At 65.3% G+C, this 12,101-nt stretch carries 10 protein-coding genes; 5 read left to right on the top strand and 5 right to left on the bottom strand.

Annotated features, from left to right (window positions below):
* Positions 1–140 precede the first annotated feature (140 nt).
* A complete protein-coding gene (locus FA89_RS13350; RefSeq protein WP_185754351.1) occupies positions 141–311 on the bottom strand; it encodes a hypothetical protein in 171 nt (56 codons plus the stop codon).
* Positions 312–624: 313 nt separating this feature from the next.
* Here FA89_RS13350 and FA89_RS13345 point away from each other — a divergent pair, with 313 nt between their 5' ends.
* Positions 625–3,558 (top strand): TonB-dependent receptor, encoded by a 2,934-nt coding sequence (locus FA89_RS13345; protein ID WP_036141109.1) that lies wholly within the window; start codon positions 625–627, stop codon positions 3,556–3,558.
* On the opposite strand, the gene FA89_RS13340 is transcribed toward FA89_RS13345, so the two are convergent.
* A complete protein-coding gene (locus tag FA89_RS13340) occupies positions 3,555–4,037 on the bottom strand; it encodes a DUF1203 domain-containing protein (protein ID WP_036141107.1) in 483 nt (160 codons plus the stop codon). The genes FA89_RS13345 and FA89_RS13340 overlap by 4 nt on opposite strands.
* A gap of 253 nt (positions 4,038–4,290) precedes the next feature.
* On the opposite strand from FA89_RS13340, the gene FA89_RS13335 reads away from it, so the two are divergent.
* From FA89_RS13335 to FA89_RS13320, 4 genes are read left to right on the top strand one after another with little or no spacing between them, the layout of a single operon-like run.
* Positions 4,291–5,808, top strand: coding sequence for a methyl-accepting chemotaxis protein (locus tag FA89_RS13335; protein ID WP_051938747.1), 1,518 nt, complete (start codon positions 4,291–4,293; stop codon positions 5,806–5,808).
* A 6-nt stretch (positions 5,809–5,814) separates the two neighbouring features.
* The gene (locus tag FA89_RS13330) at positions 5,815–6,648 is read left to right on the top strand and encodes a CheR family methyltransferase (RefSeq protein ID WP_051938746.1); all 834 of its coding nucleotides are present in this window, start codon (positions 5,815–5,817) and stop codon (positions 6,646–6,648) included.
* Positions 6,645–7,118: a chemotaxis protein CheD gene (locus FA89_RS13325; protein ID WP_036141104.1), complete on the top strand. Its 474-nt coding sequence runs from the start codon at positions 6,645–6,647 to the stop codon at positions 7,116–7,118. The genes FA89_RS13330 and FA89_RS13325 overlap by 4 nt, the downstream gene beginning before the upstream one ends.
* A gap of 11 nt (positions 7,119–7,129) precedes the next feature.
* Positions 7,130–8,701 (top strand): chemotaxis protein CheW, encoded by a 1,572-nt coding sequence (locus tag FA89_RS13320; protein ID WP_036141101.1) that lies wholly within the window; start codon positions 7,130–7,132, stop codon positions 8,699–8,701.
* Positions 8,702–8,726: 25 nt separating this feature from the next.
* Here the strand turns inward: FA89_RS13320 and FA89_RS13315 are convergent, their stop codons facing one another.
* From FA89_RS13315 to argS, 3 genes are all read right to left on the bottom strand, one after another.
* Entirely contained in the window at positions 8,727–9,344 is a 618-nt protein-coding gene (locus FA89_RS13315) for an OmpW/AlkL family protein (protein ID WP_036141098.1), read from the bottom strand.
* A 52-nt stretch (positions 9,345–9,396) separates the two neighbouring features.
* Positions 9,397–10,167 carry a cyclic nucleotide-binding domain-containing protein gene (locus FA89_RS13310; RefSeq protein WP_051938745.1) on the bottom strand — a complete coding sequence of 257 codons (771 nt, stop codon included), beginning with the start codon at positions 10,165–10,167 and terminating at the stop codon, positions 9,397–9,399.
* A gap of 110 nt (positions 10,168–10,277) precedes the next feature.
* Positions 10,278–12,038 carry an arginine--tRNA ligase gene (gene argS / locus FA89_RS13305; protein WP_036141092.1) on the bottom strand — a complete coding sequence of 587 codons (1,761 nt, stop codon included), beginning with the start codon at positions 12,036–12,038 and terminating at the stop codon, positions 10,278–10,280.
* Positions 12,039–12,101 lie beyond the last annotated feature (63 nt).

Genomic DNA, 12,101 nt, shown 5'->3' with positions numbered 1-12,101 from the left:
CGTACAGACTGACCAGCGGGTTCGTCGCGCGGACGGTACGTGACACGACGCCCACGCCTGCATCAGCGGACGTGCGGCGGCATCACGACGGACGGGTGAACGTGCCGATCAGCGTTATTTTTTAGATCAGTTTTTTTGGATCAGAGGGAGAGGCGAGGCGGCGAATAGCCGGCGACGCACTTGCCGCGGGAACGCAGCGCGCTGAGTTTGGCCCGTGCGAGGATCGGATGGCCATCGGCCCTGACGTACGCGAACGGACGGGGCGCGAAGGCGCAGCTGGCGTTTTCATCGTTGGAATCGGGGCGACGCATCGTAGCGGTCTGTCCGTCATTCATCGCGAGCTGCGTGCCGGCATACCCCAAGGATGCCGGGAAGGTACGCGATGGCATGGGTTGCATGCGATGCGCGTGGTGCAGATATAGCGCACTGTAAAAACGGCGTCAACGGCCAAAAATGCATATGCCACGGTATGTTGCGACGCACCACGAGCGACCTGCCCGACGCGGCACGACAACCCGCGCCGTGCTGCGATGCACGATGACACGTCGCCGAGGGTCGCGCATCCTCGCGCCGCGATGCGGTATGGGGAGCATCGTCCACTCAATCGCATTTGCAGGGACTTCGATGAATCGTCGACAGACGCAGGGCCGTGTCTTGCCGCTCACCCACCGCCCGCTCGTGATGGCGTGCGCCGCCGCGTTCGCCTTGCTCGGTGCCGATCTTGCAACTGCGCAGGAGGCCACGCCGGCCGCCGCCGGCACAGACGCGAAATCGGCAAATGCCGTGCCACCGAAGCGCACCGATGCGGACAAGGACAAGGACAAGGACAAGCGTCCCGCCAATCCGGATGCGGCGAGCAATCTCGACGCCGTGGTGGTCACCGGTATCCAGGGCAGCATCCAGAGTGCGCTGAAGGCCAAGCTCAATTCGAACAACATCATTGAGGCCATCTCGGCCGAGGACATCGGCAAGCTGCCCGACAGCAGTATCGCGGAGAGCCTGGCCCGCCTTTCCGGCCTGGCCACGCAGCGTGTGGACGGACGCGCCAACCAGATCTCCATTCGCGGCCTGTCGCCGGACTTCGCCGGCACCACGCTCAACGGCCGTGAACAGGCCACGATCGGCGAGAACCGCGGCGTCGATTTCGACCAGTACCCGTCCGAACTGATCAGCGGCGCGGCCGTCTACAAGACACCCGACGCCAGCCTGATCGGCCAGGGCCTTTCCGGCACGGTGGACCTGCACACCATCAAGCCGCTGGACCTGCCCAAGCGCACCTTTGCCGCGAACCTGCGTGGCGAGGCCAATTCCAACGGCAGCCTCAACCATGGTTCGGGCGTGGGCGATGCCGGCCACCGGGCCAGCTTCTCGTACATCGACCAGTTCTTCGATCACACCCTGGGCCTGGCGGTCGGCGTGGCGCAGCTGGATTCGCCGGTGCAGGAAAAGCAGTACCAGGCCTGGTGGTGGAGCGTCGACAACGGGCCGCAGGGCATCGAATCCCAGGGTGTGCGGCGCACGCCCGGGTTGCCGGACGGCGTGCTGTCGCAGGAAGGTGGGCAATTGCGTGCCAAATCCGAAAAGCAGCTGCGCAACGGCTTGATGACCGTGCTGGAGTGGGCACCGGACGACCACTACCACTCCACCCTGGATCTGTACTACTCCACGTTCAACCAGAAAACCTTCCTCAACGGCGCGCAGTGGTCGAGCAGCCCGTACGAGGCCGGCGACGGCATTTCCTATTCCAACGTCGGCGTCGTACCGGCACTGCCCTACCCCATCGTCACCACGGGCCACATCGACGGCCTGAAGTCGGTGCTGCAGAACGACTACACCCGCGAGCACGACAAGCTGTTCTCCGCCGGGTGGAACAACCAGTACGACTTCGGCAACGGTTGGGCACTCACAGCCGACCTGTCGTATTCCACGGCGAAGAAGAACCTTCACGACGCCTACCTGTTCGCCGGCCTGCCCGACCAGGCCACCTCGTCGACGGACTTTGCCACGCCGGTGCACGAGCATTTCCCGGACTTCCGACCCGGCGTGAACTTCGCCGACCCGTCTGCCATGTTCTTCACCGACCCCAACAACTACGGTTACAACGGTCGCGAGGAGTTCGACAAGCAGAAGGACACGATCAAGGCCTTCCGCCTGGAAGTCAGCCATCCCGTGGGCTGGATCTTCAGCGACGTCAACGTCGGCTTGAACTACTCCGACCGCACGAAGACCAAGCAGGCGGATGTCTATTTCGCCTGGCTCAACGGCAACGGCTCCACCGCGGCGGACTACCTGCCCGGATTTGCCGCGCCCATCGATCCCTCAGTGCTCAGCGGCATCACCGACCTCAGCTACGGCGGCTTCCCCGGCGTGGTCAACTACGACGTGGTGCGCGCACTCAACAGCCAGTTCTACAAAACCCAGCGCAACGGCCAGGGCGACTTCAGCCGCAACTACACGGTGGAAGAAAAGGTTCCCGTCGCCTACGTCAAGTTCAATATAGACACCAACGTGGGTGACGTGCCGTTGCGCGGCAACGTCGGCGTACAGGCGGTGAAGACCGACCAGTCGTCCGACGCCTTGCAGACCAACGGCAACACGCTGGTCGGTCGTATCTCCGACGGCACGAAGTACAGCAAGGTGCTGCCCAGCCTGAACCTGGCTGCCGAAGTGTCGGAAAAGCAGTTCCTGCGCTTCGGCCTGGCCAAGACCATGGCACGCGGACGCATCGACGACGAGAAGGTGGCGACCTCCGCAGGCGTCGCACAGGTGACCGAAGGCCCGGCCGCGGGCCAGGTGCTGTGGTCGGGCAGCGGCGGCAACACGAAGCTGAAACCGTACATCGCGGTGGGCGCCGATTTGTCATGGGAAAAATACTTCGGCACCGCCAGCTACGTGGCCGTCGCGGTATTCAACAAGAACCTGCTGAACTACATCTACAACCAGACCACCCTGGACTACGACTTCTCGGGCTACACGAACGACACCCCCACCCTGGTGCCGACCAGCACACGCGGCTCGTTCACCCGGCCCGAGAACGGCACCGGCGGCAAGATGCAGGGCCTGGAGTTGTCCGGCTCGCTTGAAGGCGGGCTGGTCTCGCGGGCCCTGGACGGTTTCGGCGTGCAGGCCAACTTCTCGCTGACCAACAGCAGCCTGCCCGTGAGCGCGGTGTCCAGCATTCCCGGCAGCCCCTCCACCCTGCCCGGCCTGTCGAGGAAGGTCGCCAACCTGGCGCTCTACTACGAAAAGTACGGCTGGTCGGTGCGTGTCGCCGAGCGTTACCGTTCGTCGTTCACCGGCGAGGCCGTGGCCCTGTTCGACCAGCTGGGCTACACCCAGGTACTGGCCGACAAGCAGACCGATCTCCAACTCGGTTACGCCTTCGACCACGGCACCTGGAACGGGCTGTCGATCCTGTTGCAGGTCAACAACCTGACCGACTCGCCGATGAAGACCCAGCAGATCCTGGGCCTGCCCAGCGGCGTGAAGGTGGCCCGGCCGCTGGAGTTCGACACGTACGGGCGCACGGTGATGTTCGGGATCAACTACAAGCTCTAGGCATCCGCGGCGTCGATGCGGTCGAGGCGTGCGGCGTAGCAACCGTACGCCGCGTAGTGCGCATGGATATAGCGAACGGCATCGTTGGCGAACAGCTGCCGCACCGCCTCCGTCACCTGCGTGCCGGCCACGAGCAGGGCCTGGGCGATGTGTCCGCGCGCATCGAAGCCGCGCAACGAAAGCTGCCGCACACGCATCACCTCCGGCACCACGTCCACGGCGTCATAAGCCTGCGTGGCGCCTTCGCGCACGAAGATCGCGTGGCTGGCGCGATACGGACCGGCGATCGGCTGGTGTTCGTAGTTGAGCAGCAGCAAGGTCTCACCACGGCGCGCCGCGCGCAGTTCGACACGCTCGGGGTAACCGGTGTCGTCGGCGGCGATGACGCGTAACGCGCCTCGCGCGGCCAGTGTGGAGGCGTCGAGGCCGTAGTAAGCGAGAAAGGGGGCGGGATCGAGACCGCGGATGCGAAAGGACATGGCTTCATTCCGGTGGGAGTGATGCGATCGTCTCCAACGGCGTGTTGCCGCGCTATCCGGATATTGCCGTGACGGATGGTTACTTGGGCGTGACGTCACCCCATGGCACCTGATAAAGCGACCCACGTCGTCGCCTGACTTTTTCCTAGGAAAACCTGATTTTTTAACGAAAATCGCGGAATTCGGCAAAGACCGCTCAAGTTTGCCGATTTTGGGGCGATAAAACGTCTACTCACATAGATCGAGAGACGTCATGGGCACGAACGCGAGCGAGACGCTGGAACTGAACGACCTGAAGGCGATGAACGACGCGCTACATCGTGTCCAGGCCATCATCGAGTTCGATCTGCACGGCACGGTCTTGACCGCCAACCAGAATTTCCTGGACGTGCTCGGTTACACCTCCGATGCCGTGGTCGGGAAACACCATCGTCTGTTCTGCGAGCCCGCCTTCGCCGCCAGCCACGATTACGCGACGTTCTGGCAGCGCCTTTCCGCCGGAAACCCCGAGGTGGGCGAGTTCAAGCGCATCGGCGCGGACGGCCGTGAGGTCTGGCTCAGTGCCTCGTACAATCCCGTATTCGATACCGAAGGCAAGCCGTACAAGGTCGTCAAGTTCGCCACGGAGATCACCACGCTGGTGGACAGGTCCGCGGAACTGGACGGCAAGATGAACGCGCTGGACAAGTCCCAGGCCGTGATCGAGTTCGATCTCGGCGGCCACGTACTCGCGGCCAACGCCAATTTTCTGGCTGTGGTCGGTTACACGGCGGACGAGCTCATCGGCCAGCACCATCGCAAGCTGTGTGACGACGCCTATACGTCGAGCCAGGAATACGCGGCGTTCTGGGAACGGCTACGCCGCGGCGAATTCGACTCCGGTCGTTACCGCCGGCTGGCCAAGGGCGGCCGCCGGGTCTGGTTGCAGGCCAGCTATAACCCCATCTACGACGGCAACGGCAAGCTGCAGAAGATCGTGAAGTTCGCCGCCGACGTCACGTTCCAGGGCGAGCTGGAAGAGCTGGTCAAGCGGCGTGCCGAGGACTTCTCGTCCGCCTCGACGCAGATCGCCCAGCAGTCTAACGACATGGCTGCCGGCGCCCAGCTTTTGGGCGCGACGGTGGAAGAAATGAACGCCACCATCGAAGAGCTGACGGCGTCCATCAGTTCCATTGCCAGCAACGCGCAAAGCGCTGACCGGCTGGCCAAGGACACGCAGCAGGAAGCCGAGCGTGGCGCCAAGGCGCTGGAAAAATCCATCGAGTCGATGGATCTTATCAACAAGTCGTCGGAAGACATCGGCGACATCAGCAAGGTGATCGGCGAAATCGCCAGCCAGACCAACCTGCTGGCCTTCAACGCAGCCATCGAAGCGGCACGTGCGGGTGAGCACGGCCTGGGCTTCTCCGTGGTCGCCGACGAAGTGCGCAAGCTGGCCGAGCGTTCCTCGCAGGCCGCCAAGGAAATCTCCAAGCTGATCGCCGAGTCCACCAAGCGGGTCTCGCAGGGCAGCCAGATATCGAAGGAAGCCTCGGCGGCCTTCGACAAGATCCTGTTCGGCGTGGTCAACACCACCCAGGCCATGTCGGAAATCTCCTGTGGCGCCGAGGAACAGGCCGTGGCGGCGCGGGAAGTCGCCACCGCCGTGCAACATATCGCCGAGGAAACCGAGAAGACGGCGGCCACATGCGACGACATTGCCCGGGCGTGCGGTGGACTGAAGGAAGGCGCCAGCGAACTGAGTGCCACCGTCAACAACTTCGCCACCTGACGCGCCATGTTCGATACCGAAGCCATCGTCGGTTCCGCCACCCGTGAGGCCCTGTTTGCCCAAGTACGGAGGCATACGGGCATCGTGATGGCCGAGCGCAAGTGGACGCTTCTGCATGGACGCCTTCGTCGGCGCCTGCAGGAGCTCGGCCTGCCCGGCTATGACGACTACCTCACCGTGCTGGAGAGTTCGAAGCAGGAAGTGGCGCGCTTCATCGACCTGGTCACCACCAACGAGACCTCGTTCTTCCGCACACCGCGTATCTGGCAGTATCTCGCCGACGACTTCTTCCCGAACTGGTATGAGGCGAACGCCGGCGGAACGATGAACATCTGGTCGGCCGCGGCATCTACCGGCGAGGAGGCCTACTCGCTGGCCATGCTCGCCGAGGAGTTCCAGCGAACGCATCGGGACTTCCGTTACCGCATCCTGGGCACCGATATCGCCCAGGGCGTGCTCGATGTCGGCGTGGCTGGAATCTACGCCGGCCGGAACGCGGAAGGACTGAACAAGAACCGGCCCGAGATGGCGAAAAAGTACTTCGAACGCAGCGCGGATGCGTTACGCGTGGTGCCTTCATTGAGGAACCACATCACCTTCCGCCAGCACAATCTTTACCGGCACTGGCCCGAGCCCGTCCGCTTCGACCTGGTGCTGCTGCGCAACGTGCTGATCTATTTCGACGAGGCGGGACAGGAAGCCGTCGTGGAAAACGTGCGGCATTCGATGATGTCCCACGCGGTGCTGGTGATCGGCGAGTCGGAGTCGCTCCATCGGATCGGAACGGGATTCACGTATCAACAACCGCTCATCTATCGAAATGCGAAACCAGCGGAATGACCGTTCAGGACGTCTACGTCGGCATGTGCGAAGTCCGGGCCGACCGTGGCGCGAAGGTTCTGCGTAGTACGTTGGGCTCGTGTGTGGGGATCGGCATCCTGTGGCGGCAGCGACGAATATCGGCGCTTGCCCATTGCCTGCTGCCGGAATCCGCGACGGCCTCGGAAGGCCCTTCCGCGAAATACGTGACCGATGCCATCCCTTCCCTGCTGGGATTGCTGGAAGCGACACCGCAGGACCACCCACAGCTGGTCGCCGTTATCGCCGGAGGGGCGTTCATGATGAAGCACATGCCGCCTGCCACGCACGGAAGCATCGGCGAACTCAATACCCGGATGGCGCAGAAGCTGCTGAACGAAGCGGGCATCCGCATCATCCACACGGAGATCGGTGGCAACGCCGGCCGCCAGCTCAGCATCCACTGCGATACGCAAGACTACGCCGTTCGTACTTTCGACCGCATCCTCTGAAGGCCCTTCCCATGGACAATCCGTTGCCTGACGTCGCACCCGGCACCCGTCACGACATGCAGCTGCTCGGGACGTTCCACCTGGGTGAATTCGAACTGGCGCTGCCCATCGACACCTTGCAGGAAGTGGTGGGCTTTCCCCAGGCCATCACCCGGGTGCCTATGGCGCCAGACTACGTGGCCGGCCTGTTCATGCTCAGGGGCATGATGATTCCGGTGTTGCACCTGGGTCGGTACCTGGGCCTTCCGGCCAGCATCGAGCAAGGCGAAAGCCGCGTCGCGGTCATCGAGTCGAACGGTGCGCTGCTCGGTATAGGTTTCGATCGTACCGGCGACATGCTGCGCATGGCGGGCACGCAGATCGTGCCGTTCCAGCGTGACAGCGATACACCCGGCCTGATCGAGGGCGCGTTCCACCTGGACGATCGCATCGTCCAGATGCTGTCGTCGGAGGCACTGGTTCACCTTCCCGGCATACCGCGGACGGTCATCACCCATCTTGCCCGGCAGGCACGGGAGCAGCGCGCCGCCAACAGGATTCGCAAGGCCATTTCCTTCCATGTGGACGCTCGCCCCATGGCGCTGCCCATGGAGGCCATTCACGAGATCGTTCGGCTGCCGACGCTGGAACATTCGGTGCTTTCCGATGCCGTGTGTCTCGGATGGCTCGATCTGCGCGGGCGCCCCGTGCCGGTGCTCGATCTTGCCGCCTTTCTCGGCCTGGACAGCTGCGCGACCACCCCACCCCAGGTATCCGACTTCGAGGATGCGCGCCGTGTGGTCGTGCTGCGCAACGACGCGTTTTACCTCGGGCTACTGGTCGACGACATCGACAGCATCGTCAGCTATACGGATCGCCAGCTCCTGCCGATGCCGGCCATGCGGGGGCAGACAGGTGTATTCACCAGCTGTATCAACCGACGCGATGCCGATGCGAGTGCGGATGCCGACGACCTGATCATGATCGACACCGCCGCCCTGTTCGCCGACGCGCACCTGGCGCACCTCGCCAAGGGCCACCACGATCTGTACCTGGTGGCCGACGACCAGACACGTCGCACCGAAATACGTCGCAAGCGCGTCCGCGAGACCTGGCTGACCTTCCGGCTGGACCGGCTCATGGCGGTCCGGATCGATGAAGTCAGCGAGGTCATCGACTCCCACGATGCCCTGGTCCGGCCACCGGGTACGCCAGCCCATGTGAGCGGCGTGCTCAATGCCGGCAAGGCGCTGATCGCCGTGATCGACCTGCGCAGCCATTACGGCATGGGGCCGATGCAAGATGCGGGGCAGCGAAAGATCCTGGTCGTGCGGCACGAGGGGCACACGTATGGCCTGGAGGTCGATTCGGTAGAGAGCATCATAAGCATCGACCCGGCCGAGAAGATCACGGTGCCTTCCCTTGTAGCGACGCACATGGATGCCGAATTGAGGAAGGACATGCATCAGGTGGCCGAATCCTCCGAGCACGGAACCGTGCTGCTGGTGGACACGCTGTCGCTGATGCGGCGGTTGACCGGTAACGACGAACCGGCGTCCGGGACCGAGGACGTTCCGGAGGATGCCACGCCATCCATGGCATGACGTGTCGTGGGGACAGCGGCTCCCCTCAGAAGCGGTAACCGGCGCTCACGCCGTACACCCACGGATCGATGTGCGCCGTGCCCACACGCGCACCGCCGACCTTTACCCGGCTGTCGATGTCCATGTAACGGGCATCCACGGTAAGCGTCCAGCGCGGGTCCAGTGCGATGTCGATGCCGCCGTGCCACGCGATGCCCCAACTGCTGTCCAGGTCGACGTTGGCGCCCTGCAACGCATTGTGGCCGCTGGCGTCGTAGAAACGCGTGTAGTTCACGCCGACGCCGACGAACGGCGACACCGGCTGCCCGACGAGGAAGCGGTAGTTGACGCCGAGCACCGGCGGCAGTTGCTTCACGCTGACCGCGCGCTGGCCGGACAGGCGGACGTCGTGCTCGAACGGCAGCGCCGCCAGCAACTCCACGCTCCACGCCGGCGTGAACAGGTATTCGACGCTGAAGGTAGGCCGCGTGCTGCTGCCGACGCTCGCCTTCATGCCGGCCAGGTGGCCGTTGTCGGAAGTGGGGTCGACGCGGTGCGCACCGACGTGCACGATCCACGGGTTGTCGACCGATTGCGCGGTGGCGCCAGCCATAGGTGCCAGGCAGACCAGGCCGGCGAGCGCGATAGAGATAGGGTGACGCATGGGAAACTCCTTGGATCACGGGCTTCGGCCTCGATCGGCCGTCCCGGGCAGGTTAGGCGCACCGCGCCGGCCGGTTACTGACCCCGATCAATTTTTGGTCGGATAGCGACACCGGCTTGCCCGAGGCAAGCATGGCCCGGTCCAGGATGCGCAGCGTGCGTCCGCTGGCGATCAGACAGCCCGCCTCTTCCATGCGCCCCAACGTGCGACTGACCGTTTCCACTGCCAGCCCGAGGTAGCTGGCGATATCGGCACGCGACATGGGCAAGCGCAGGCAATCGGACTGTCGTGAGATACGGTGTTGACGCTCGAGCAAGCCGTCCAGAAACAGGGCCACGCGCTCCACGGCCGACGGCCGGCCCATGGCAACCAGGTGCGCCTGGTCGGCCGCCACCTCGCTGCCCAGCACACGCAGCATGCGCCGGTGCAACGACGGAACCTCGGTAAAGACAGCCTCCATCCTGGCGAACGGCACCTCGCAGACCGTGCTGCGCTCCAGCGCCACAGCCTCGGTGCGGTGCGTATCGTCGAGCAGGCCGTCCACGCCCAGGATATCGCCCGGCAGGCCGAACCCGATCACCTGCTGCGCGCCGTCGGCGTCGGCGATCGTGCTGCGCGTGGCGCCGGATCGCAGCACATACAGGGCATGGAACGATTGACCCTGGCGGAACAGGGTCTCGCCGCGCGATACGGTGCGGCGGTCGCGGGTCAGGCGGTCCACGCGTGCGAGCGCCTCGCCGCGGATGCCCGCGGGCAGGCACACGTCGTGCAGTCCGCAGGTGGCGCATCCGTGGCGCGACGCGAGCGGATACGGATCGGGCATGTCGGCAGGTCCTTCCTCGGCCATGACGTGCCGGAACGGTAGCAGCCCGCGTGTGCGCGGACGCAATGTGCGCGCCGCCTGCGGCGATCCGCCCCGCCACACCGGCCGAACTACATCCGCGAAGGCACCTCGATGCCCAGCAGGTAGAGGCTGCGTGCCAGCACGCGCTCGGTCAACACGCACAAGGCAAGGCGTGAGGCGCGTGTGGCCCCATCCGCCTCAGCCAGCACCGGGCACTCCGCGTAGAACCGGCTGAACCGCTGCGCCAGGGCATGGGCGAAGGCCGCCAGCACACCGGGTTGGCAGATCAGGCAGGCTTCCGCCACGGTGTCGCCGAACGACAGGCAGGCCAACGCCAGGTCGCGCTCTACCGCCAGCACCGGCAAGGCGTGTCCGCCCGCGGCATCGGGCGCGCGAGCGAGCAACGAGCGCATGCGCACGCAGGCGTATTGCAGGTAGGGGCCGGTATGCCCCTCGAACGTGACCATCCGCTGCGTATCGAAGACATAGCCCGAGAGGCGATCGCCGGAGAGGTCGGCGAAACGCACGGCGGCGATACCCACCTGCCGTGCCAGCATCGCGCGCTGCGCATCGTCTCCTTGCGTGCCATAGCCCGCGGCGTCCAGACGCTCGCCGGCGCGCACTACCGCCGCCTCGAGCAGGTCGGCCAGCCGGGCCACGCCGCCGTCGCGCGTGCGGAGCGGCTTGCCGTCCTTGCCGTTGACCGTGCCGAAGCCGACATGCATCAACTCTAGGTGGTCGCCGATACCCGCCTTGCGCGCGGCGCGAAACACCTGCTTGAAGTGCAACGCCTGCCGTTGGTCGACGACGTAGACCACGCGCGCGAGGTCGGGGCGCGATGCCCGTGCCTCCAGCGTGGCCAGGTCGGTAGTGGCATACAGCGCGGCACCGTCGCGCTTGGCCAGCAGCAACGGCGGCACAACGACGGTATCGTCGGCGCGTGCCACATCCACGACCACCGCACCCTCGCTAGGGTGTGCCACACCCGCATCGAGCAGCCGCTGCACCAGCGGTGCCACGGCGTCGCTCACGTCGCTCTCGCCGTCCAGCGCGTCGAAGTGGATGCCCAGCGTGGCGAAGTCCTCGACCTGCGCGGTGAGGCTGAGCGCGCGTAACGACCGCCACAGGGCCATCAGGCCCGCGTCGCCGGCCTGCAGCGCGGCGGTGTCGGCCCTGGCTTCGGCCATGCGCGCAGAATCGCTGCGGCATGCGGCCGCGGCGTCCGGGTAAAGCCGCTCCAGGGCGTCCAGCGTCACAGGCGCCTGCGCCGGGAAGGGAGACGTCGCTCCGGTACGGAAGAAGGGCAATCCCGGATCGAGCCGCCGGATCGCGGCGCTCAGCATGCCCATCTGCAGACCCCAGTCGCCCAGGTGCGCGTCCGCGTGGGTGCGCCAGCCCAGTGCCGCATGTATCTGGCGCAGGCTTTCGCCCAGCACCAGCGAACGCAGATGACCGACGTGGAGCGGTTTGGCCACGTTGGGGCCGCCGAAATCGAGGACCACCTCACGGCCCCTGCCCTCGTCGGCCACGCCGAGTCGCAGGTCGGCGGCCATCACGGCGAGGCGCTCCGCGATAAAGCCGCCTGCGAGCCGCAGGTTGATGAAGCCGGCACCGGTGACGCTCACCTGGTCGAACATGGCATGCGCGCGCAGGCAGGTGGCCAGGGCTTCGGCCGTTTCCCGGGTCGAACGGCCCGTCGCAGCGGCGGCGGAGAACGCGCCGTTGCACTGGAAATCACCGAGATCGGGGCGGCTCGCCGGTACGGCACGGGCCTGCGTGGCAGGCAGGTTCAGCGAAACGAAGGCAACGGAAAGCAGGGCGTCGACGGACGCCGCGGGGGACAGGCACATCGGGGTTCTCCAACAACGATAACGGGCGGCGGCGCAGGCGCGCCACGGGCTCGGCAGCAATCA

The organism is Luteibacter sp. 9135 (assembly GCF_000745005.1).
Lineage (GTDB): Bacteria > Pseudomonadota > Gammaproteobacteria > Xanthomonadales > Rhodanobacteraceae > Luteibacter.
Note: the sequence above shows the minus strand (reverse complement) of the source record. Positions and strands in the feature narration are given on the sequence as shown.